Below are 23030 nucleotides of genomic sequence, written 5' to 3'. Positions count from 1 at the left end.
AATATCGACCCGACCGCCGGCGATGACAGCTATGTCACCAATCTCAACACCGCGCTGGTGATCAACGCGCCGGGCGTGCTGGACAATGACGACGACCTGAATGGCGACACGCTGAACGTGTCGCAAATTCTGACCGGTGTCAGCAACGGCACCCTGGCGTGGAACCCGAACGGATCTTTCACCTATACGCCGAACGCGGCCTTTGTCGGCGAAGACAGCTTCACCTACGAGGTGTCGGACGGCAATGGCGGCTTCGACTCGGCCACCGTGACGATTACGGTCGGTGTGCAGGGCGCCATCATCGATCTGGGCGATACCGAGGCCGAAGCGCTGGATCTGACCGGCGGCTATCAGGTAGAAACCGTGGCTGGGTATTCCGGCGGCGCGATCATCAAGGCCACCGGCGCTGGTACCTCCACCGCGACCGGAACCTTTGTCGGCGATTCTGGGACCTATTGGTTGGACGTGGCCTGGTTGAACGAACATGACGGCGCGGCAGAATACCGGGTGCTGGTCAATGGCGAGGTGGTGGGGTCGTGGATCGGCACCGGCGGCGAACCGTCGATCACCCGCGAGGTGCACCGGTTCGGGCTTGACCTGACGGCGGGCGATACCATTGCGCTGCAAGGCATCGTCAATGCCGGCGAACCGGCCCGCATCGACACCATCAGCCTGAGCGAACGCACGCCGGTTCATACCGGTCTGGACCTGACCGATTACGATTATTTCGCCTTTACCGGCCAGTCCAATGCCGAACGTCACTTCTCGCGGGAGGCGGGCGATTACAGCCAGGGCCCGATGGGCTTCATCGCCTTCGAGGCGCATATGGAGGGGCTGACCGGCGGGATGACCACGGCGATCGAGGCCGCCACCGGCGGCTCCGGGTCGAACCAGGAGGCGCGCGCCGATCTGTTCTGGTGGAACCTGGACACCAACCAGCCGGGGCAATGCCTGTTGGATTCGGTCAGTGCAATCCAGGCGGCCCTGGGCGCGGGTGAGGATCTGGACGGCATTTTCTGGGCCCAAGGCGAAACCGATGCCTATGCGGTGGATGTCAGCGGGCACCTGACCGAGGCCGAGGCGGTATCATACCTGATCCAGGCAACCACCAATGTGTTCCAGTATTTCTGGACCACATTCGGGGCGGATGTGCCGATCTTCATCCAGGAGCTGGACGACATCGCCGGCTATAGTTCGATCCCGGCGTTGCGGCAGGCTCAACAGGACATCGCCGACACTTATGCCAACGTCTATATCGGCTCGTCCCCGATTGGTTATGATCATTTCGATGCGCTGCATTACAATGTCGATGCCTATAACGACATTGCCGTCGAACTGGCGGATGCGGCCTTTGGCGTGATCAGTGACATTCCGCTGGTCTGAGGATAGAGCGGCAGGGTGATGCAGATCGGACCGGCAGATGCGAGTGTGGCCCGCGCGGCGAGGAGGCTGGCGGGGTGACGGCGGCTGATGCGACGGATCTGCCCGCCGTCTCGGTGGTGATCCCGGCCTATAATGCCGGCCGTTATCTTGAACGGGCGGTCGAGTCGGCGTTGGCGCAAACCGGCATCGGGTGCTTGCAGGTGGTGATTGTCGATGATTGTTCGACCGACGCCACCGCCAAGGTGATTGCCGAATGCGCGGCGCGCTATCCCGATCAGATCACGGCGTTGTCCAACCCGCAGAACATGGGCCCGGCCGGCAGCCGCAATCGCGGCATCGCCGCGGCCACCGGCGACTGGATTGCGGTGCTGGATGCCGATGATGCCTTGGCCCCCGGGCGGCTGGCCCGGCTGATCGGCGTCGCCGAGGCCGAAGGCGTGGATGTGATCGCCGACCTGCTGGTGTTTTTCGATCTTGCCGCCAACGCGGTGGAAGAGGCGCAGCCTGCCTGTTCCGGGGCGGTACAGCGGCTGGTGATCGAGGATTTCCTGCGTCCGGACGCGGAGAGCGGGTTGGATCTGGGCCTGCTCAAGCCGGTGTTCCGGCGCGATCTGGCCCAGCGCAGGGTCTGGCGCTATCCGGATGGGGTGCGCCATGCCGAGGATCTGGCGCTGTATGTCTCGGTGCTGCGCAAGGGGGTGGATTTTGCGCTGCTGCGCGAGGCGCATTACCTGTTTTCCACCCGCGTCGGCGCCCGCAGCGGCCGGTTTTCGCCCGGCAGCGTGACGGCGGTGAATTACAACAGCGTCGCCGACCAGACCGAGGCGCTGCGCGACGAGATGCGGCAGGCGGGTGACATTTCGCCCGGCCTGGCGCAAGTGTTCGAGGACCGAATCGTGCGTCTGCGGCGGCAAAACCGGATCTATGGCTGGACCGTTTTGCGCAAGGGCGAGGTGCGCAGGCTGATGTCCTGGCTGCGCGCGGATACGCGCAACCGCCAGGATCTGTTTGCGGTGATCGGTCAGAAACTCCGCGGCAGGCGGGGACTGCCGGAATAACCTGCGCGCGGAATGCGCGGAGTGAAGAGGAAATACAATGCCAAAGCCGCGACTGGGGGTCGTACTTACAGATTTCGGGATCCCCTCGGAGGTCTGGGCGCTTCGGCAGGCCGCAGCCTTCAGGGATCTCGAGCCGGTTTTCCTGGCCGAAACTCACAGCGTCGGCAATCTGCCGGTGCCGAATGGCTATGAATTACACCTGTTCGGCCGTGATGGCGCGGTCAGCCCCTGGCGAAGAATTCAGCGCAAGATGGGCCTGTGGCAGGGGGCGCTGCCGTCGCCGGGCACGATGGAGCGGCTGCGCGGCGTGCTGGACGGCGCCCATCTGGACGCGGTGCTGTGCCATTTCGCCTGGAACGCCATCGCGGTGCAGGAGGCGGCAGGCGACCATGTGCCGGTGATCTGCCATGTGCATGGCCGCGATGTCAGCGCCAACCTGCGTTGGCCCCATTACCGTCAGGCGCTGGCGCATAGCCTGCCGCGCTTTGCCGATGTGATCGCGGTGGGCAGCCACCAGATCGAGGTGATGCGCGGGCTGGGCTTTACCGGCCACAGCAGCATCATTCCCTGCGGCGCGCCGACCGGCTGGCTGTCCTCGCTGCCCTTTCCCGAACGCGCCGAGGGCGCGCCGCTGGTCTTTATCACCGTCGGGCGGGTGTCGCCCGAAAAGGGGCAGTTGCAGACGCTGGCCGCGTTTGAAGGGGTCGCCGGCGAGTTGCGCGATGCGCAACTGGTGATCGTCGGCGATGGCCCGGCGATGCCCGAGCTGCGGGCACGGATCGCCCGCAGCCCGGTGGCGGATCGGGTGCGCCTGACCGGCATGCTGGCGGCCGAGGATGTGGCGGCCGAACTGGCCGGGGCGCATGTGTTCCTGCAGCATTCGCGCACCGCGGGGGACTGGGTTGAAGGCTTTGGCGTGACATTGGTCGAGGCCGGGGCGGTGGGTCTGCCGCTGATCGCCACGCGGCAGGGCGGCATCCCCGATCAGGTCACCGATGGCGAAAACGGGTTCCTGATCGAAGCCGACGATGTCGCGGCGCAGGCCAAGCTGATGCTGAAGTTTGCCCATGACGAGGCACTGCGCCGGCGCATGGGGCAGGCGGCGCGGGCGCGGGCGCTGGAATATGACAGTGACCGCATGGCAGGCAAGCTGGAGGCCCGGATCAAGGACGTTGTGTTGTCGCGGGGGAACGTTTCGTGACCGGTCTTGTTCGCGCCATGGAAAAGCCCAAGAACCGGGTATAAGAGGTTTCGCAATTCCGCTTCGTTTCAGATCTTGTTGTAATATCAATGGCTCATCGCATTACCTGGTCGTCTACGCCGCCCGAGTTTGACAAGGCGGTTTTCATGTCCTGCGACGCAGGGATGCTGCTGCCTTCCTGCTATCTGGGTCATCAGATCCTGGCGATGGAGCGCGAGCGCGACTTTGACGTGATCCTGTGCGTGACCGACCGATCCATCATCCCCGAGCCGCTTCTGGATATCGGTATCCGCTATCTGGAAGTAGAGCCGGGCATGGTGTTCGAGGATCTGCCCAACTCCGAACTGATCACCCCGGCCGCCTATCTGCGCCTGGTGGTGATCGACCTGCTGAAAGACGATTATCACCGCCTGCTATATGTCGATGGCGACATCGTCCTGCGCCGTCCCGGACTGGGCGAGCTGCTGGCGGCGCCGATGGAGCACGCGGTCTATGCCGCGCCCGACGCCGCGGATTTCCGCGCCGACAAGACCTATGAGCACTACACCGGGCCGCTGGGTCTGAAGCCCGAGTTCTTCTATCGCAACTCGGGCGTTCTGCTGGTCGATTCCAAGGCGGCGGCCGAGACCAAGGTGATGCAGCGGGTGCTGGATTACGCGCAGGCCAATCATGAAAAGCTGGTGCATCATGACCAGTCGGCGCTGAACGGCGCTTTGAAGGATGACCTGGGGCTGCTGTCGCTGCGCTGGAATTTCCAGGTGATCGAGCCACTGATGGAATGGGTCGACCGGATCGACCCGGTGTTGCTGCATTTTGTCGGCCGGCAGAAACCCTGGCGCGCGCCCGAAGGATCGATCCGCCATGTCTATCGCCGCGGCTATGACACGTTTTTCATCGATCACGGGGTCAGCCTGCCGGCGCCGCCGGCGCGGATCTCGAAATCCAGCAAATCGGCCCGCCTGGCCCGGATTCCGGGCAAGATCTGGCGCTATTTGACCAACCCGGCCAAGGCCTTGCGGGCGAAGAAGCAATGGCAGGACGAAACCGGGTTCGAACAGTTTGAAATCAACGAAACCCGCCTGCAGGCGATCCTGGATGCGAAACAGGCGCTGTGATGCGGAACCAGCTATCCCCGCCAGTGAGGCGATTGCAGGATGATCCGCCATCGACCGAAACGGTCGGGGCAGGCCGGTATTCGCGGCGTGGTCCGGCGATGCACGGGGTCCTTGCACAGGATCGGGCAAATTTCGGCCTGGGCGCGGGATTGTTGCAACGACAGCTATCAAAAAGCGCGCGAATTTGCGTTGCTTCCTCAAAAATGACAGGGTTCGAGCGGCAAGATCGCGCGGGCGGCACCGAGGCAGGAGACACTGCATGATCGAGATGTATCGCAAACTGTTCAGTTTGCTGGATCGGCGCGAGCGGAAACAGTTTTACATCGTCTGCGCCATGATCCTGGTGATGGGCCTGTTCGACATGGCCGGCGTTGCCGTGATCCTGCCCTTCCTGCGCGTGGTCACCGACCCGTCGATCATCGAAAGCAGCACCCGCCTGTCCGGCATCTATGACTGGCTGGCGCCCTCCAGCATGCAGAATTTCCTGATCTTTCTTGGGGCCATCGTGTTGGGCGTGCTGCTGATCAGCCTGCTGGTCAAGGTGGCCACCATGTATGCGGTGGCCCGGTTCAGCCAGATGCGCAAGTACCACCTGAGTTCGCGGCTGCTGGAAGGGTATCTGCGTCAGCCCTATGTCTGGTTTCTTGAACGCCACAGCTCGCAATTGACCAAGACGGTGATGCAAGAGGTCGACCGCGTGGTCGGCTCGGCAATGGTTCCGGCAATGCGGATCATCGCGCAAATGACCACCGTGTCGTTTATGTTGCTGCTGTTGCTGCTGATCGAACCCAAGGTGGCGATTTCGGTCGGCCTGGTTCTGGCCGGGCTGTATATGGTGATTTTCGGCACCGTGCGCAAAACCCTCAGCCGCGTCGGCGAAACCCTGGTGGAGGTCAATTCACAGCGCTTCCGTGTCATCAGCGAGGTGATCGGCGGAGTGAAAGAGGTCAAGCTGGCCGGGATCGAGCGCGACTATATGAAACGGTTCCGCAAGCCGACCCTGACCCATGCCAAGACGCTGATGATCGAACAGCTGGCTGTCGAGATGCCGCGCTATCTGCTGGAAGCGCTGCTGTTCGGCGGCATGGTCATCCTGGTGCTGGCGCTGCTGATCGCCAACAATGGCAATATCTCGGAAATCATCCCCGTCCTGGGCCTGTTTGCCGTTGCCGGGCTGCGGATGCTGCCGGCGGTGCAACTGGTCTACCATTCGCTCAGCGCGATGCGCGTGGGCCGGGCGGTGCTGGATGTCATCCATCGCGACCTGCACCTGCTGGGCAGGACCGGCAGCGATCTGCCGGAAGAGGGCGGGCGCGTCCCGCTCAAGCTGACGGACAAGCTGGTGCTGGACGATGTCAAATACGCCTATCCCAATATGGAACGGGCGGCGATCGACGGCATGAACATGACCATAACCGCCAATACCACGGTGGGCATCGTCGGCGGCACCGGCGCCGGCAAGACCACCACGGTGGATGTGATGCTGGGCCTGCTGCGCCCGGACAGCGGCCAGATGACCGCCGACGGCGTTGCGATCACCGCCGAGAACATCCGCGCCTGGCAGGACAATGTTGGCTATGTCCCGCAGCAGATCTTCCTGACCGATGACACGGTGGCGGCCAATATCGCGTTTGGCGTGCCCGAGGCCAAGCGTGACCAGGCCAAGGTGGAACGCGCGGCGAAGATCGCTTCGCTGCATGACTTCGTGATGTCCGAGCTGCCCGACGGGTACAGCACCTGGGTCGGCGAGCGTGGTGTCCGCCTGTCGGGCGGTCAGCGTCAGCGCATCGGCATCGCCCGCGCGCTGTATCACGACCCGGATATCCTGATCCTGGACGAGGCGACCAGCGCGCTGGACAATATCACCGAACGGGCGGTGATGGATGCGGTTTCGAACCTGGGCCATGCCAAGACCATCATCATGATCGCCCACCGCCTGACCACGGTGCAGCAATGCGACACCATCTTCCTGCTGGAAAATGGCCGGGTCAGTGCCAGCGGCCGTTATGATGAACTGGTCGAGAAGAACACGGTGTTCCGCAGCATGGCCAAGCCGGCCTAGGGGGCGTCAGAGAGAGGATTGCTTCAACCCAGAACAATGCGCATGCGTCAGATCATATCAGCAAGCCCGCGCATCGGGGGGGCACGGCCCCATGCCGCTGCGCGATTTGTCGATTTGGGCGGCACCACGTCGAAACTTCACCGGCGCGTTACACGCTTTTCTTTGACCCCGTTGGGGTTCTTTGGACAATTGTCCCGGACGCGAAAGTCACTGTCCGAAGCTCAGCGTGATGAGTTCGGGAGCCGGGGATGGGGCAACGGGGTTTCCGCCGATGGAGGCCTGACGCCATGCTGACAACGGGAACACACAACATGCGGCGCGCGCGCCAAAGCGGCGCGGATACCGCAGCAACCATGGTATGGAATTTCAACCGAGTTTGAGAGGTAACTGAATTTGAGACTGAAATCGGTCATTGAATCCACGCTGCGCGGCATCCCGCCGCTCTATCGGCTCGGATCGCGCGTGTATCACAAGATGAACCCGGAATTCCGGACGCTCAGCCCCGGTGCCCCCGGCGCGATCCGTTCGGCTTTTGAACTGGTGCTGAAGGAAAAGGCGCCCGATGCGCCGGTTGGCGATTACTATGAATTCGGGCTGTTCCGCGGTGGCACCTTCCTGGCCACCAGCCAGATCCTCGACCAGCTGGGCCTGGACAACGTGCGCATGTACGGCTTTGACTCGTTCGAAGGTTTGCCCGAAGCCACCGGGATCGACGCCGGCGATACCCGGTTCTTCGAAGGGCAATATGCCTGTTCGCGCGAGGAGGTGGAAAGCAACCTGCTGAAAAACGGCATGAAGCTGGACCGCGCCACGCTGATCGAGGGCTATTACGAAGACAGCCTGACCGACCAGCTGCACCAGGCGCACCCGTTCAAGAAGGCAGCGGTGGTGCTGCTGGATTGCGATTACTATTCCTCGACCATCATCGCGATGGACTGGCTGGACCGCTATGTCGATGTCGGCACCGTGCTGCTGTTCGACGATTGGTTCAGCTATGGTGACGATGGCAGCCTGGGCCAGCAGAAGGCGCTGGCCGACTGGCTGGAAAAACGCCCGCAATACCGGGTTGAACAGCTGGACGATTTCCAGGCCAACGGGCGCGGATTCATCCTGCGCGCCGCCTGATCGATCTGCCACCGGGCCTTTCCCGGCCCGGTGGCCAACACGCCTTGGCCGTTGCTAGCTCTGGGTGCTGGACAGGATTTCTGACCGTGACGGGCGCAGCGCAAAGATGACGCCGCCAATCAAACCCAAGGTCAGGGTGATGCCGAATTCCAGCCAGGCCAGCGCCAGGGCCAGTTCGCTGCTGACCCCCCATATTCCCAAAAGATAGACCAGGATCGCCTCGCGCAATCCAATGCCGTTGATGGTGATCGGCGCCATCATCACCAGCACGGTCACCGGGACGATGACAAAAAAGGCCCAGAACTGGACCTCCAGCCCAAGGCTCTGCGCGACGACCCAATAAAACAGCACCACATTGACCTGCAGTACCAGGGTCAGCGCCGCTGATTTGGCCAATACGCCGCCCTTGCCGTGAAATGTGGTCGCGATTTGCCCCAGCTTTTCGGCAAGGGCCGACAAGCGGGCGGGCAGGCGGCTGGCCAGCGCGGACAGCTGCCCTTTCTGCCGCGCCGGCAGATAGAACAGCAGGCCGAGGGCGATCATCACCAGGATCAGCCCGGCAATCGCCCAGCGATAGGCGCCGGACATGTCGCCGCGGTCGCTGCCAAACAACGCAATGGCCAGAACCGCAAAGGCGGTCATCACCGCCAGGCCCAGCAGACGGTCGACAAACAGTGCCAGCACGGCAAAGCCCTTCGATGCCCCGGCACGCCAGGCGTCATACCCCCGCAGCGCATCGCCACCCAGGGTCGACGGCAGGAACTGACGGAAAAACGCGGCGCTCATCGTCGACACGAACAGATAGGCCAGGCCCGGCCGGGTGTCGCGGACCGCCAGCAATATGCCAAAGCGCATCGCCATGATCAGCGCCCCAAGAATTTGCAACCCAAGCGCGAGCAGGATCAGGCGAAGGTCGGCCACCCGGATGGCGGCCAGAACCTCGCCCACCTCGGTTCCCCAGAGGATATAGAAGATCAGGCCGAAGGATATCGCGGCGCGCAGCAGCCAGGTCAGAGTTGTGCGAAGGTTGCTTCGGCGCTGCCGGGCGGCGGCGATATCGGGTTTGTCCATTGCGCTCTGCTCGCCCTCTCTGCCGGCGTAAGCCGGGGTTTGCTGCCGCGATCTGTCGGCGAATCTTCGGGTGTCATTACTATCTGTGGTCATTTTCTACCATCGTTGGTCGCAAGTCGACCTGCACGTTCTGGTTGTTTGATCCTGTCCCACAGGCTGGCTGCCCACCAAAGCAACACAAATAGCAGTCCCAGATACGAGGCGATGTCGCGCAGCGGCCCGGCATGCCGATGGCTGGCCAGCACCTCGACTTCGGTCGCGCTGATGAACCGGCCGCTGAGCGAATAGAGCCCGTCCTGGGCGGGTACGGCGCCGGTCAGGCGGAACTGTTCACCGGTCCAGGCGGCAAGGGTCGTGTCCTGGGGCCCCACGGTGACCTGGTTGCGGTCAAAGGCGATGGCACGGCCGGGCCGGTCGGCGACCTGGCGCAGGGTTGCCACGCCGTGCAGATTTGCCGCCTCGACCGCGGGCATCATCGGCACCGGCAGCACCAGATAGGCGGCAAGGCAGATCCCGGCCAGTGTCAGGCGGCCAGCCCCCGGGCGGACCAGGTCGGCGCCCGACGGCGGCGCGATCCAGCACAGCCGGATGGCCACGAAGGTGCCCAGCGCCAGGAGGAACAGGCTGGTGAAGTCCTCGGGCCAGAAAAAACCAAAGCTGGTCAGCTCCCAACTGACCGGCGCGGCCAGCGCCACGCCATTGGCCCATTTGGTCTGGAACGCGTCGAGCAGCAGGTGCACCAGGCAGCCGAGCGACAGCACGGCAAAGATCAGCATCGGCCGCAGGGCAAAGGCGGCAAGCAGCGCGCAGAACAGCAGGCTGACCGCCAGCGCGCTTTGCGCGATGGCATAGGCCCGCAGGTCCAGTGCCGCGACCAGCCCGGTTGCACCGGCAAGCCGCTGTAGGATCCAGGGCAGGTCGGGAATGATACATCCGGCCAGTAGCCATTTGGTGTCGATATCCTGCCGCAAGACCCGGCCCAGCGGCACCTGGAGCGCGATATGGCCTAAGGTTGCGGGCATGATCCGGCCTCCCTCCCCGCAACAGGGTACCACCGCGATGTGCCGATCCTATCGGCAAGGGCCAGGCGCATTGGGGCCAGTCCGCGCGTCAGGGCCTGACACGCATGGCCCACGTTTTCTACTCGCCTCGGCATTGCGCCTTGCATCGCTTTGGTTCCTTGCAGCGCCGCCTGAAAAACAACGGCGTTGGTGTTGAAAATTCCGACATCAATGTCGTGAACGGCAATTTGATCGAAATGGTGCAGACCTGAATCGGCGGGTCGGGTGCTGCGCTGTTGAAACCGGTCACCCCGGACCGGCTGCCGATCAGGATACGCGGCCAGTTTCACGCGACGGCGCAGACACTGGCGGCGGCTGCCCTAGCTGCGCATCGCGATGACCTTGGCCGGTGTACCGCCGACGATGGCATTGTCCGGCACGTCCTTGGTGACCACCGCACCGGCGCCGACGATGGCGCCATTGCCGATGCGGACACCATCCAGCACCTGCACCCCGGCACCGATCCAGACATCCGAGCCGATGAGGATGGGGCCCTTGGATTCAAGCCCCTGCTCGACCATCGGCCCGGCGCCCAGCTTGGTTTTGTAGCGTCCGCCGCCAATATAACATTGGCCCGCAATGATCGCATGATCGCCGATCTCAATGCCCGATACCGCGCCAAGGAAACACTGGCTGCCGATCGAGCAATCCTTGCCGATCCGCAGGAAATTCTGTTTGACCGCCAATACCGTGTCGCGCGCGATCAGCGTGCGGTCGCCGATGGTGAAATCAGCGGCCGATTTGCCGCCGCGCGCGTCCAGGCCGCAGTTGTCGTCGATGGTGACATGATCGCCCAGCGTCATCCGGCTGGGACAGCGCAGCGAGATGTTGCGCCCGAAATTCACCCCGCCGCCAACCCCGCCGAACAACCCGGGGAACAGCATCTTGCGCAGTTGAAAGCCCAGCGCGCCGGCAGTGTTCTGTGCCAGCAACATGGCGAGCTCATAGCGCAGGAAGGGCCTCCAGCCGGGTCGGCCGACAAAGAAGGTGCTGTATTTCTCCAGCGCCGAACCGGGTTCGGACAGCGCCTTGATCACGTGATCCTTGTTGGGCGATGCGCTCTCCCCATCTGCGTCAGGCGACTCGGCAAGCGCATTATACTGGATATCAGCCATGGTATATCGTTACTCCTGAACAATCGTCACTTACACACCGCGTTCGCCTAACCCACAGAACGCTAACCTTAATCGGAACATGACCCGGCTTGTTCTGGCAAGCTTTTTGCGGTGTCACCCCGGCATTCCGGCCCGGTGGCTGCGGACTCCATGCCGCACCTTCGCGCCGTCCGGGCGACCTCGTCCGCCTGGCGCTCGGCGTTCCAGCCCAATTCGCCCGCCATCACGGTTGCAATCGCTTGCAGCCGGGCAAGCCCCTTGCCGCCCGCCAACCCGCCGGTTTCGGCCAGGCGGCTGCGGCGCAGCACCACATCCTCAAGCGTCACGGCAAATTCGTGGGTCACCGCCGCGTGGACCCGAGCCTGCAGCGCCGCCGAATCATCAGGGTCAAAGCTGGGGTCGCCGACAACGGGCAGCGCGGTCTGCAGGCTGTCGAACGGGCGTGGCACCCGGCCCGGCAGCTGCGCCAGCGCCAAGTCGATGCTGCGCGCGGCGATCAGCCGGGCGGTGGTGTACTTGATCCCGACCGAACTGATCAGCCCATCCAGCCCGTCGGTGGCGGAATGGTCCAGCAGCGTGCCCCGCGTCTGCCGTTTCGGCCCGGCGGCATCGTCGACATCGGCCGGGATCAGCCCGCCATAGCAATGGATCACCTCGTCGGTGGTCAGCGCCATCTTGGGGCAGGCGGTATTGATCTCGGCCACGAAGGCGGCGATGTCTTCGGAGGTTGGACTCCAGCTTTCGCTGCCGTCATGGGGCGCTTCGTAGGTGCCGATGATGGTCTGGCCCTGCCAGGGGGTCAGGAAATACATCCGTCCGCCCCGGTCGACCACCGCGTCCGAGCGGCTGGTGCTGACCACGCCCAGCCCGATCTTGGGCGGCGCGCGGCGCACCACGATATTCATCGCGCGGGCAAATTGCGGGAACCGGTCCTGCGGGATCTGCGGCGCCGCCTGCCGGGCCAGCCGCGCCGCCGCGGTCCCGGTGCACGAAAGCGTGACGGTGGCGCGGATATCGCCCGCGGCGCCGGTGACATGGTCTTTCACCCGCGCGCCGGTGACGCGCCCGTTATCGGTGGTGAACGCAACCGCCTCGACATAATTGGCAAGATCCGCGCCGCCAGCGTCCGCGGCCGCCAGGCAGGCCAGCATCAGGCGGTTGGCATCGCGGATCTGCCCATCGCTCCACAACCCGCCGCCGGTCAGCCCGGGCGGGGCGTAATCGCCCAGTTGCGCACGGGCGGCCGCGGGGCCGATGGCGCGGGCGGCCGGGTAGTCCGACCGGCGCAGGTCACGCGACAGCAGGTTATACAGCTGCGCCGCGGCGCCGAAGGCCAGCGGCCCCCGGATGCCATAGCCGAACATCGGGATCAGGAAGGGCAGCGCCCGGATGTGGTCTGCCGCGCAGCTGTGCCAAAAGCTGCGCTCGCGCGCGGAATCGCGCAGCCGCGAGAAATCGAGATGCTGCACATAGCGGATGCCGCCATGCATCACCTTCATCGAATTATGCGAGATGCCCGATCCGAAATCGCCCTTGTCGATCAGCGCGACCCGCAATCCCCGCCCCGCCGCCTCGCGCGCCGCCATGACGCCATAAATGCCGCCGCCGACAACTAGGACGTCATAGGAGGTTTGAGTCAGGGTATCGAGGGAGGCGCGCTGCATCGGTTCTCAGCCCATCCGCATCCGCGCCTGTCCGACGGCAAAGCCGGTCGGGCCGGCGCGGCGGCCAAAGCTGGGCGGCGATGCGGTGAGGCCGGCCAGCCAGGCCCGGATTGCCGCCCCGGGACGCGACAGCGCCACCGGCGCCTCCAGAACGAAGCCGTAGCGCCCGACATTGGTTTCGGCCCCGGAATAGGGCAGCGGATCGGTGCCGGGGATAACCGGGTGACCCGCAAACAGCGCCGGCGCGGGCCAACCCACCGGGCGCCCGGCATTGTCCCCGGCCAGCAGACCGGGGGTCTGCGCGAAGGTCTGGGTGACGACGCGGCCGCGGTCCCCCATCCATTTTCCAACACCCCAGGGCAGGACCGCGGGCACGCCATCGGCGGCCAGCGCGGCCAGCACCTCGGCCAGTGCAGTGCCATCGGCCGGGACCGGCGCATCGCTGGCCAAGGCCAGCACTTCGATCCGTTCGCGGGTCTGAATTTGCCGTCCCGCCACGATGATCAGCGGCAGGCCGCCCTGCTCCGAGCGCAGCAAGAGCGCCGGATCGTCCGCAGCGCCGTCTGCCTGCCAGCCGGGGGGCAGCAATGAGCCCTCTTTCAACGCGTCGAAGGCGTTGTCGCGGGCGGTTTCGGTGAACAGCAGCGCGCCGGCGCCGGCGCCATAGCGGTGCGCCGCAACGGCCAGGTTTGTCTGGGCCGCGGTCAGGAACCGCGCGGTGTCGAAACAGGGGTAAAGGTGGACATGGCCGTCCACCACCAGCTTATGTGTCGTTTCGTTTGTCATTCGGTCTTGTTGTCCTCAACCCGGCAGGGCGGCGCAAGCGGCTTCGGAAACACCTGCGCCGCTCCAGTGCAGTGCCAGCAGCCCGTCCTTGTCGCGGATCGCGATCCGCCGGCCGGAGGCGTCGAAGACCGGCATCAGCGCGGTTTTCAGGTCTTTGTCCCATTCGCGGGTTTCGGTCACGAACAGGCCCTCGGGATGGCAGCGCAGGATGGCGGCAAAGCTGCCGGGCTGGCCAAAGACCGGCCGCCCGGTGCGCGGGTCGGTGACAAATTCGGTGAAAGGCGGCAATTCGGTCAACCGGCCAGCGCTGAACAGGGCGTCAAAATCGCCCAGCGCCGCGATCGTGTGCAATTCATGCGTGGTGACGCGATAGGGCGCCTCGGCCCAGTCGCCGACCACATCATGCAGCGGATACCAGTCGATCACCGGCCAGGACAGGAACGGCTTGCCGCGCAGCGTATCGACCGAGCGTTCGAAGAACGGGTTGACCGACAGCGCGAACAGCGCCGCCACCGCCACCGCCACCCCGGCGAGCCAGCCGTGCCCGGTGGGATCCAGCGGCCGCAGCCCGGCCAGAACCGGCCCGCGCAGGGCCCGGGCCAGCCCGGCCAGCGCCAGTGCCCACACGATAAAGAAGAACGGCATCGCATAGGACAAATAGCGCGCCGCCTTCATGCCGCCAAAACTCTGGCCGACCAGGATGACGATGAAGAGCACCGCCGCATACGAGGCCAGCCGCGGCCGGAACACGAAGGCGAAGATCGCCGCAAACGGGAACAGCCCCCACAGCATCGGGTAATAGTCACGCAGCAGCTTGTGGTAGAAGGTCACGTTGTTCTGGTTCAACTCGCCCCAGCCCGGCACCCAGCGGTACTGCGCCCACAGGGCCTCAAGAATACCGGCTGCCCAGGCGGCGGCACCGGCGGCGGCGGCGGCAACAAGCGTGCCGCCGATCAGCCGCCAGCGCATCCGGTGCTGCCACATCCACGGCAGGACATGGGCCAGGCAGAGCCACAGGAGGACGCCGGCAAACGCGATAACCGAGGTGATCTGCAGATAGATCGCCGCGAGGAAGGCCAACAGCGCCAGGCCGCCCCAGCCCGCGCGCCCTTCGACCATCTCGAAAATCGCCAGCGCACCCACCGTGACGAACAGCACATGCCAGGTGTAAAACCGCAGCGTCTGCGCCTCTTCGATGCCATGCGGCCACAGGATGGCCAGCGCCGCCACGACCAACCCGGCCAGCCAACCGGCGCGGGCGCGAACCCAAAAGAACAGAACCGGGGGCAGCAGCGCGCCCGCCGCCACCGCCAGCATCCGCCCGGTGGCAACCGTTTCACTGCCGGTCAGCCGGAACAGTTCTTTCACCGCGCCGGTAAACAGCTGGGTCCGGGTATATTGCCCGTCGAGGATGGTCGGAGCGCCGGTGTCGAGCCAGCCCTGCGCCGCCAGCAGGTGATAGAACTCGTCAAAGCGTTCGATCCCGTTCAGCGACTGGGTGCGGAACAGCAGCGCGACAAGCGCAATCAGCAGTCCGGTCAAAATCACCAACGCCCGATGCGAGACCGCCCGCGCGCTTTGTTGCATCTGCAATTCGCTCATGTGCTCAGACCCGGCACTTATAACTCAAATAGCCTCGGTCCCTGGCGGCTGCCCCGGACCTGGTGACGCTGCAGAATCGGGCAGAATTGCCGCGACGGCACGCACCTGGCTTGGATATTGAATGTTCGAGTTCCGGCATAGGCAATCGTCTGGGCGCAAAAAACCTTTTTTATTGATTTTAAGGGCCAACCGGGATAGCCCGAAGCCGTTTTTTAGCGTGATATCCTGCCCGGAAAACAAGCATCCGGCATAATTGGCGGGGCGTCGCGAATGTGTTTCTGTTGTCTTGTATGTGGTGAGTGAATTGTATCGAGAAACGCCCCAGTCCGACCTGCAGCCCGTGTCCGTTTCCACATCCCCCGATATCGTGTCCTCGACCGAGGATTATGCCAAGCGATTCGCCGGCACCGCGGGTGAATGGATGTTGTCGGTGCAGACACAGGCCATTGACGACCTGCTGCGTGATGTCGGGGGCGGCACCATTCTGGATGTCGGCGGCGGCCATGCGCAGGTTACGCCGCATCTGATGGCGCAGGGCCGCGAGGTGACTGCCCTGGTCAGTTGCGAAGAGGCCGCCGCACGGCTGAACCGGGTCAGCGGCGGCACCGCTCCCTACGTGTTGGGCAGCGTCGAGCAGCTGGAACAACCCGACCATAGCTATGATATCGTGATCGCGATGCGGATGATGGCGCATGTCGCCGATTGGGAGCTTTTCCTGGCCTCGGCCTGCCGGGTGGCCCGCAAGGCGGTGATCGTCGATTTCCCGTTGGTCAGCGGCATTCACCGGTTGTATCCGCTTCTCTTCGGGCTGAAGAAGGCGATCGAGACCGACACGCGCACCTATACGCGGCTGCCGCATAAGGCGGTCACCACCGCCTTTCGCGACAATGGCTTCGACCCGGATGCCCATGTCGGCCAGTTCGTGGTGCCGATGGCGTTTCACCGTTTTATCAAGAACGTGCCAATCTCGCGTGCCAGTGAGGCCATATTTTCGCCGTTTGCGTCGCGCATGGGTAATCCGGTGATTATTCGAGCCCAGAGGTTACCCAAATGAGTCTGAAGATACTGGTTGTTGCCCCACAACCGTTCTTCATCCAGCGCGGAACCCCGATTGCAGTGCGTATGCTGTTGCAATCGCTGGGCGAGGCCGGGCATCGCTGTGATGCCATCGTCTTCCCCGAGGGCGAGGACGTGGACCTGCCCAATGTGCAGGTGATCCGCGCGCCGCGCGTTCCCGGCACCAAGGGCATGCCGCCCGGGTTCTCGCTGAAAAAGCTTCTGGTCGATGCGGCGATGTTCCCGATGCTGGCCTGGCGGCTGCTGCGCCATCGCTATGATCTGGTGATCGCGGTGGAAGAGGCGGCGTTCATGACGCTGGTGCTGAAGCCGTTCTTCCGGGTGCCCTATATCTATGACATCGACAGTTCGATCCCCGAACAGATCAACGACAAGTTCGGCCTGCCGTCCTGGCTGAACACGGCGCTGACCGCGGCCGAACGGACGGCTGTGCGCGGCAGCATCGGTGCGATCCCCTGCTGTCAGGCGCTGGGCGATATCGTGCGCGATTATGCCCCGACCCTGCCGGTGCAGACGTTGGAAGATGTCAGCCTGGTCGAGTTCGACGCCGAAACCGCGCCGCCCGAAGGCTGGTCCTATGAATCACCGGTGCTGATGTATATCGGCAATCTGGAAGGCTATCAGGGGGTCGGCCTGCTGATCGAAGGGTTTGCCAAGGCGGTGGCCGACGGCACCGAGGCGCATCTGGTGGTGATCGGCGGCACGCCGGACACCATCGAGACTCATCGCGCGCTTGCCGACCGTACCGGCGCCGGGGACAAGATCACCTTTACCGGGCCGCGCCCGGTGGAGGAAATCGCGCGGTACATGGCGCAGGCCACCATCGTTGCCTCGCCCCGTACCCAGGGGCGCAACACGCCGATGAAGGTCTATTCCTACCTCGACAGTGGCCGCCCGCTGCTGGCGACGCGACTGCCGACCCATACCCAGGTGCTGGACGACGATATCGCCATGCTGGTCGACCCCACCGCCGAGGATATGGCCCGGGGCATCAGCGCGCTGCTGGCCGATCCGGACCTGCGCGACCGGCTGGCACGGCAGGCGGCCGAACGGGTGCGGGCCGAATTCAGCCCGGCGGCCTATCGGCGCAAGCTGACCGGATTTCTGGAGAACGAGATTATCCCGCGGTTGCGGCGCCGGGCGTCTGCCGCGGGTGCAACTTGAAACAATTGGCTGTGCCCGGGCCGTATTGGGCACTAAAGTTGGACATAAATTGGGGTCTATGACCGTTTAAGGCGAATTCTCTTGATCATCATCGCGGCGACGCAGCATCAAGAAAGTCGTCAAGGGTGGCGCCCGGACGAGGCGAAAGGACTGTATTCATGGCTCAGGTCGACATTTCAGTGATCGTTCCTGTCTTCAACGAGGAAGACAGCGTCGGTCCGCTGTGCAGTGCCATCGTCGAGGCGCTGGAGCCGATGAACCGCAGTTTCGAAGTGCTGCTGGTCGATGACGGCAGCAGCGACGAAACCATCCCGCGCGCCACCGCGATTGTCGCCAAGGATCCGCGCATCCAGGTGCTGCGTTTCCAGCGCAACAGCGGCCAGACCGCGGCGATGAGCGCCGGCATCGAATTTGCCAATGGCGAGTTCCTGGTCACCATGGATGGCGACCTGCAGAACGATCCCAAAGACATCCCGATGATGATCGCCAAGCTGGAGGAAGGCTTTGACCTTGTTGTCGGCTGGCGGATGAACCGGCAGGACAAGTGGCTGTCGCGCAAGCTGCCCTCGATGTTCGCCAACAAGCTGATCGGCAAGGTCACCCGCCTGCCGATCCGCGACAATGGCTGTTCGCTGAAAGTGTACCGCGCCGACGTGATCAAACGCGTGCCGCTTTATTCCGACATGCACCGTTTCATCCCGGCGATGACCATTCCGCTGGGCGCGCGCATTGCCGAGGTCGGCGTGCGCCACCACGCCCGGCAATTCGGCGAATCCAAATACGGATTGTCGCGGGTCTTGAAGGTGATTGTCGATCTGCTGACCATCAAGACGCTGCTGATCTTTGCGCGGGCGCCGCTGAAGACCTTTGCCGGCATCAGCCTGGTGAGCCTGATCGCCGGCCTTCTGACCTTTTTGATGGTGCAGACCGATGGCGATTACCGGGTCGTCGAAACCGCTGTATTTCTTCTGTTCGTCTCGCTGGCTGTCTTCGTGTTCCTCGTCGGACTCGTCGCCGCGGTTATCTTCCAATCGAAGGGCAAGCTGGAACCGCCGCAGTTTCCATCTTCCCAGAAAGTTCTACAGTAAGGAATTTTTTCGATGCAGGCCACAAATGTGCACCCCATCAAGGGCGATACCGAAGCGGCGATGAAGCTGTCGGTTGTTGTCGCCGTATCGCGCAATCCCAAGGCGGCCGAGGCGATCAAGACCTATCGCGTCGTGCTGGACGGGCTCGACCTGTCCTATGAAATTCTGTGCATGACCAACCCGGATGCCACCGAGGCGCTGGCCGGCTTGTCCAAGCTGACCGCCGATTGGCCGGAGCTGACGGTATTCGAACGCCGCCCATGGAGTGGCGAAGATGGCGAATTGGCCACCGCCTACAAGCGGGCCAAGGGCGATCTGGTCCTGACCCTGCCGGAATGGCCGGAACTGGCGCCGGAAGAGTTGAACAAGCTGTTCGACGCGATCGACGGGCAGGACATGGTGGTCTGCGCCCGCGACAACCAGCCGATCGGCGGCACCCGCCAGGCGCTGATGCAGCGATCGTTCCGCCTGTTCTTCGGCCATACCGTTTCGGACGTGTTCTGCCGCGTCCGCCTGTGCCGCCGGGATGTTCTGGAAGAAATCGGCGGCTTTGGGGTGCGCCAGCACTTTATCCCGGTGATCGCCGCCTCGCGCGGGTATCGGGTGACGGAATCGCAGGTCAAAGCCTATTCCGGCGAGGTTGAGGCGCCGAAATTCGTGTTCAAGCCGATGGGCCACCTGCGGGCATTGTTCGACGCGGTGACGCTGTTCGTGGTGCTGAAGTTCCTGTATCGCCCGCTGCGCTTTTTCGGTTCGATCGGCCTGCCGATCTTCCTCATCGGCGCGATCTATACCGCGGCGTTGCTGTTCGGACGCCTGTTCCTGGATGTGCCGCTTGCCGACCGTCCGGCGCTGATCTTCAGCGTGCTGATGATCGTGCTGGGCGTGCAGATCATCGCACTGGGCCTGGTGGGCGAAATCATCATTTTCTCCAACAGCCGCCAGATCAAGCAGTACAAGGTCAGCAAGATCATCAAGGGCGACGGCAAGACCGCGCGCGAGATCCCGCAGACGGATGACGATTGAGAAGGCAGGCATCGCAGAATGACCGAGGCCACGGGCGCCAGCCCCCTTTATCTTGTGACCGGGGCGGCCGGTTTTGTCGGGTCGCACCTGGTGCGCCACCTTGCGGCCCAGGGCCAGCGCCTGCGCATCATGGTGCGCAAGCCGGAACAGGCCGAACCGCTGCGCGATCTGGTCGAAGAGGTGGTGATCGCCGACCTGCAGAAACCCGACACGCTGAACGCGGCGGTGGCGGGCGTGCATGGCATCTATCATATCGCGGCGCTGTTCCGCACCGCCGGCGTGCCTGACAGCGCCTTTGACGAAGTCAACGTGCAGGGCGTCCGCAACATCCTGGACGCGGCGATTGCCGCCGGGGTGAAACGCTTTGTCCATTGTTCGACCAATGGCGTGCACAGCCATATTGCCAACCCGCCCGCGGACGAGACCGCGCCCTTCAATCCCAGCGATGCCTATCAGGTGTCGAAGCTGGAGGGCGAAAAGATCGTCATGTCCTGTTTCGAACAGGAAAAGATCCGTGGCGTGATCATCCGCCCGGCAATGATCTACGGGCCGGGCGATACGCGCATCCTGAAACTGTTCAAGATGGTCGCCAACGGCAAGTTCTTCTATATCGGCAAGGGCGAGGCCCTGACGCATTGGCTGGACGTTCGCGACCTGGCACGCGCCTTCGAACTGGGGATGCTCAAGGACGAGCTGAATGCCGAAGCGTTCCTGATCGCGGGCAAGGAATACAGCACGCTGAAACAGGACGTGCACCAGATCGCCAAGGCCTTGGAGGTGCCCGAACCCAAGCTGCATTTGCCCGTGGGGCCGATCATGGCGCTGGCGCATGTGACCGAGGCGGTGTGCAAGCCCTTTGGCATCGAACCGCCGCTGTTCCCGCGCCGGGTGTCGTTCTTTCTGAAAAACCGCGCCTTCGACATTTCAAAGGCTCGCAAGTTGCTGGGCTACGAACCGCGAACCGATTTTGCCGGCGAAATCGTCGATATCATCGCCGCCTATCGGGCCAGCGGCGATCTGCCCCCACCTGCCAGACAGGCCGCATAAGGCCTGACCGGGCGCCGCGCGCGGCGGCGTGCGATCAATAGCCGGTGCAGCGCATCACCACGCCGAAGGTGCGGACCAGGATGTTCAAATCGGTCCGGAACGACAGTTCTTTAAGATAGCCGGAATCAAACCGGGCGCGATCTGCAAATTCGGTTTCGTTGCGCTCGGACACCTGCCAGGGACCGGTGATGCCCGGCCGCAGGCTGAAATAGGCATCGCCCGGATACAGTTTGACCTGGTCGATCATCATCGGGCGCGGACCGATCAGGGACATGTCGCCCTTCAGCACGTTCCACAGCTGCGGCAGTTCATCCAGCGACGACCGGCGCAGAAAGCGGCCGACCCGAGTGATGCGCGGATCGGATTTCAGTTTCTGCGTCCGGTTCCATTCTTCGCGCGCCTGCGGGTTCTGTTCCAGATAGGCCTGCAGCTGAGCTTCGGCATCTGGCACCATCGACCGCAGCTTGACCATCCGGAAGGTGCGACCGTGCCGCCCGACACGCTTTTGCGTGAAGAAGGGCTGGCCGCCATCGCGCGCCACCACCAGCACCAGCAGGGCGATCATTGGCAGAACAAAGGGAAGTGACGCAAAGATAATTATCAGATCAAGAAAACGCTTTCCACGGGCACGGTAAAACCCCGTCGGATAATTCGGATGTTCGACAATGGACGATTTGGTTTTGTACGCTTCACGAAAAGGAACCGTCATAAAATAGTCCTTCTAAAGACACGCCGCTGCTCGATACATCACGCCTGTGTCTTAACCCCCCAAAAACTGGCAACCGTAACACTTAAATTGGCAGAGTTTACGTTACGGACCTTAATGCCGAACAGGTACCATCATCCGGCCTTGCTGCAAACGCAAAATGGCCGCATTTCCTTTCGATTGTGGCAGAATTGAGGCAGCTTGACCGCATTGCCCGATTAGGCGCCACCCCGGAACAACCATGCATTGAATTGAGTGAAAAAAGCTCAACGTTCTGGCGGAGTTGCTCGCCGAGCACCGCAACGGCGCCTGCGCGTGGCGAACGAAATTCAGGCCTTGGTGACGTTGTCCATGGCAAGATCCCGCCGGGCGATCGCGTTGCGGGTGTCGATGATCGGGATGTTCAGCGCGGTCAGCGCGGCATAGTCGATCGCGTCATGGTCGGTGGCGATTAGGATGGCGTCAAACCCGGCGGCGGCAACTTGATCCGGTGCAATCGCGCTGCGGTTCAGCAGCTGCGGATAGGCTCGCATCGGCGGAATCGTGGCGACATGCGGGTCCAGAAAATCGACCTGCGCGCCCTGGTCCAGCAAAAGCTCCATCAGGCGGGCCGAGGGGCTTTCGCGCATATCCGCGACATTCTTCTTGTAGGACATGCCAACGATCAGGATATGCGATTGGCTCAGCCCCTTGCCCGTCGCCCGGTCCAGCACCTCCCGCAGGCGAGACACGACATATTGCGGCATGTTCGAATTGATCTCGCCCGCCAGTTCGATGAACCGCGTGGTCAGATCGTATTCGCGCGCCTTCCAGGTCAGATAGAACGGGTCGATCGGGATACAGTGTCCGCCCAGGCCGGGACCGGGATAAAACGGCATGAACCCAAACGGCTTGGTCGCCGCGCCGTCGATCACCTCCCAGATGTCGATCCCCATCGCGTCGAAGATCACCTTCAACTCGTTGACCAGCGCGATATTGACCGCGCGAAAGATATTCTCGGTGATTTTCACTGCTTCGGCGGTCTGCGTCGTCGACACCGGCACGACATTGTCGACCGCGATCCGGTAGAAGGCGGTGACCGCCTGCCGCGCATCGTCACCGTCGCCCGCAACGATTTTCGGGATGGTTGCGGTGCGATAGGTGGCGTTGCCGGGGTCTTCCCGTTCGGGCGAGAACCCAAGGAAAATATCCTGCCCGCAGACCAGCTCGGATTTTTCCAGGATCGGTTTCAGCAATTCGATGGTGGTGCCGGGATAGGTGGTGGATTCAAGCACCACCAAGCTGCCGGGCCGAATGTACCGGGCAATGGTTTCTGCGGTCGTGGCGACAAAGGACAGATCCGGATCACGGTTCTTGGACAGCGGCGTCGGCACGCAGATGACGATCACATCCATTTCGGCAAGTGCCGAAAAATCCGAGGTCCAGCGGGTGCGCCCACCGGTGTTCAGCCTGCGCAACTCGGCCGGGTCCACCGCGTCGATATAGCTGTCGTCGTTGCGCAGCTTGTCGATCTTTGGCGGGTCGATGTCAAAACCGGTGACGTGCAACCCGCGCTGGGCGCAGGTTACCGCCAGCGGCAGGCCGACATAGCCCAGCCCGATCACCCCGACATGGGCGCTGCGTCTGTCGAGCTTCTCCAGCAGGGGTGCCAGGGGGGGCGATGTCGCGGTCATGCGGGT

At 63.4% G+C, this 23030-nt stretch carries 20 protein-coding genes; 12 read left to right on the top strand and 8 right to left on the bottom strand.

From position 1 onward, the window contains the following. From CVM52_RS26840 to CVM52_RS07115, 6 genes are all read left to right on the top strand, one after another. Positions 1 to 1383: cadherin-like domain-containing protein (locus CVM52_RS26840; protein ID WP_172720944.1), on the top strand; the 1383-nt coding region annotated here is incomplete at its 5' end. A 74-nt stretch (positions 1384 to 1457) separates the two neighbouring features. After that, complete coding sequence (locus CVM52_RS07135) at positions 1458 to 2441, top strand: glycosyltransferase family 2 protein (protein ID WP_172720943.1); 984 nt, start codon at positions 1458 to 1460, stop codon at positions 2439 to 2441. Between the two features lie 37 nt (positions 2442 to 2478). After that, positions 2479 to 3642, top strand: a complete 1164-nt coding sequence (locus tag CVM52_RS07130) for a glycosyltransferase family 4 protein (RefSeq protein ID WP_100161818.1) — start codon at positions 2479 to 2481, stop codon at positions 3640 to 3642. A gap of 146 nt (positions 3643 to 3788) precedes the next feature. Next, positions 3789 to 4757 (top strand): glycosyltransferase family 8 protein, encoded by a 969-nt coding sequence (locus tag CVM52_RS07125; RefSeq protein ID WP_172720942.1) that lies wholly within the window; start codon positions 3789 to 3791, stop codon positions 4755 to 4757. 259 nt (positions 4758 to 5016) lie between these two features. Next, a complete protein-coding gene (locus CVM52_RS07120) occupies positions 5017 to 6819 on the top strand; it encodes an ABC transporter ATP-binding protein (protein ID WP_205964905.1) in 1803 nt (600 codons plus the stop codon). A 393-nt stretch (positions 6820 to 7212) separates the two neighbouring features. Further along, positions 7213 to 7944 carry a TylF/MycF/NovP-related O-methyltransferase gene (locus tag CVM52_RS07115; RefSeq protein ID WP_100161816.1) on the top strand — a complete coding sequence of 244 codons (732 nt, stop codon included), beginning with the start codon at positions 7213 to 7215 and terminating at the stop codon, positions 7942 to 7944. Between the two features lie 54 nt (positions 7945 to 7998). Here the strand turns inward: CVM52_RS07115 and CVM52_RS07110 are convergent, their stop codons facing one another. Continuing rightward, entirely contained in the window at positions 7999 to 9015 is a 1017-nt protein-coding gene (locus tag CVM52_RS07110) for a lysylphosphatidylglycerol synthase transmembrane domain-containing protein (RefSeq protein ID WP_172720941.1), read from the bottom strand. Positions 9016 to 9104: 89 nt separating this feature from the next. Further along, positions 9105 to 10037, bottom strand: a complete 933-nt coding sequence (locus CVM52_RS07105; RefSeq protein ID WP_100161814.1) for a hypothetical protein — start codon at positions 10035 to 10037, stop codon at positions 9105 to 9107. A 104-nt stretch (positions 10038 to 10141) separates the two neighbouring features. On the opposite strand from CVM52_RS07105, the gene CVM52_RS26835 reads away from it, so the two are divergent. Beyond that, complete coding sequence (locus tag CVM52_RS26835) at positions 10142 to 10288, top strand: hypothetical protein (RefSeq protein ID WP_172720940.1); 147 nt, start codon at positions 10142 to 10144, stop codon at positions 10286 to 10288. 108 nt (positions 10289 to 10396) lie between these two features. Here CVM52_RS26835 and CVM52_RS28085 read toward each other — a convergent pair whose 3' ends face one another. The 4 genes from CVM52_RS28085 to CVM52_RS07085 all read right to left on the bottom strand — a co-directional run bounded on the left by CVM52_RS28085 (position 10397) and on the right by CVM52_RS07085 (position 15243). Then, complete coding sequence (locus CVM52_RS28085) at positions 10397 to 11191, bottom strand: acyltransferase (protein WP_100161813.1); 795 nt, start codon at positions 11189 to 11191, stop codon at positions 10397 to 10399. 68 nt (positions 11192 to 11259) lie between these two features. Then, complete coding sequence (locus CVM52_RS07095) at positions 11260 to 12855, bottom strand: FAD-dependent oxidoreductase (protein ID WP_100161812.1); 1596 nt, start codon at positions 12853 to 12855, stop codon at positions 11260 to 11262. 6 nt (positions 12856 to 12861) lie between these two features. Further along, a complete protein-coding gene (locus tag CVM52_RS07090; protein ID WP_100161811.1) occupies positions 12862 to 13641 on the bottom strand; it encodes a hypothetical protein in 780 nt (259 codons plus the stop codon). 15 nt (positions 13642 to 13656) lie between these two features. Further along, positions 13657 to 15243 carry a hypothetical protein gene (locus CVM52_RS07085; protein WP_100161810.1) on the bottom strand — a complete coding sequence of 529 codons (1587 nt, stop codon included), beginning with the start codon at positions 15241 to 15243 and terminating at the stop codon, positions 13657 to 13659. 340 nt (positions 15244 to 15583) lie between these two features. Here CVM52_RS07085 and CVM52_RS07080 point away from each other — a divergent pair, with 340 nt between their 5' ends. The 5 genes from CVM52_RS07080 (at position 15584) to CVM52_RS07060 (ending at position 20645) form a co-directional block, all read left to right on the top strand. Continuing rightward, positions 15584 to 16297, top strand: coding sequence for a class I SAM-dependent methyltransferase (locus tag CVM52_RS07080; protein ID WP_133119805.1), 714 nt, complete (start codon positions 15584 to 15586; stop codon positions 16295 to 16297). Beyond that, the gene (locus CVM52_RS07075) at positions 16294 to 17484 is read left to right on the top strand and encodes a glycosyltransferase family 4 protein (protein ID WP_240620890.1); all 1191 of its coding nucleotides are present in this window, start codon (positions 16294 to 16296) and stop codon (positions 17482 to 17484) included. Before CVM52_RS07080 ends, CVM52_RS07075 begins: the two co-directional genes overlap by 4 nt. Positions 17485 to 17642: 158 nt before the next feature. After that, complete coding sequence (locus CVM52_RS07070) at positions 17643 to 18572, top strand: glycosyltransferase family 2 protein (RefSeq protein WP_100161808.1); 930 nt, start codon at positions 17643 to 17645, stop codon at positions 18570 to 18572. A 12-nt stretch (positions 18573 to 18584) separates the two neighbouring features. Next, a complete protein-coding gene (locus CVM52_RS07065) occupies positions 18585 to 19598 on the top strand; it encodes a glycosyl transferase family 2 (protein ID WP_100161807.1) in 1014 nt (337 codons plus the stop codon). Positions 19599 to 19616: 18 nt separating this feature from the next. Beyond that, on the top strand, positions 19617 to 20645 hold the full coding sequence (locus CVM52_RS07060) for an NAD-dependent epimerase/dehydratase family protein (protein ID WP_100161806.1): 1029 nt from the start codon (positions 19617 to 19619) through the stop codon (positions 20643 to 20645). Positions 20646 to 20679: 34 nt separating this feature from the next. Here the strand turns inward: CVM52_RS07060 and CVM52_RS07055 are convergent, their stop codons facing one another. Both CVM52_RS07055 and CVM52_RS07050 read right to left on the bottom strand, forming a co-directional pair. Beyond that, entirely contained in the window at positions 20680 to 21354 is a 675-nt protein-coding gene (locus CVM52_RS07055) for a sugar transferase (RefSeq protein ID WP_100161805.1), read from the bottom strand. A 326-nt stretch (positions 21355 to 21680) separates the two neighbouring features. Then, positions 21681 to 23024 carry a nucleotide sugar dehydrogenase gene (locus CVM52_RS07050; protein WP_100161804.1) on the bottom strand — a complete coding sequence of 448 codons (1344 nt, stop codon included), beginning with the start codon at positions 23022 to 23024 and terminating at the stop codon, positions 21681 to 21683. Positions 23025 to 23030 lie beyond the last annotated feature (6 nt).

The sequence above is a fragment of the Pseudooceanicola lipolyticus genome, from assembly GCF_002786325.1.
GTDB lineage: Bacteria > Pseudomonadota > Alphaproteobacteria > Rhodobacterales > Rhodobacteraceae > Pseudooceanicola_C > Pseudooceanicola_C lipolyticus.
Note: the sequence above shows the minus strand (reverse complement) of the source record. Positions and strands in the feature narration are given on the sequence as shown.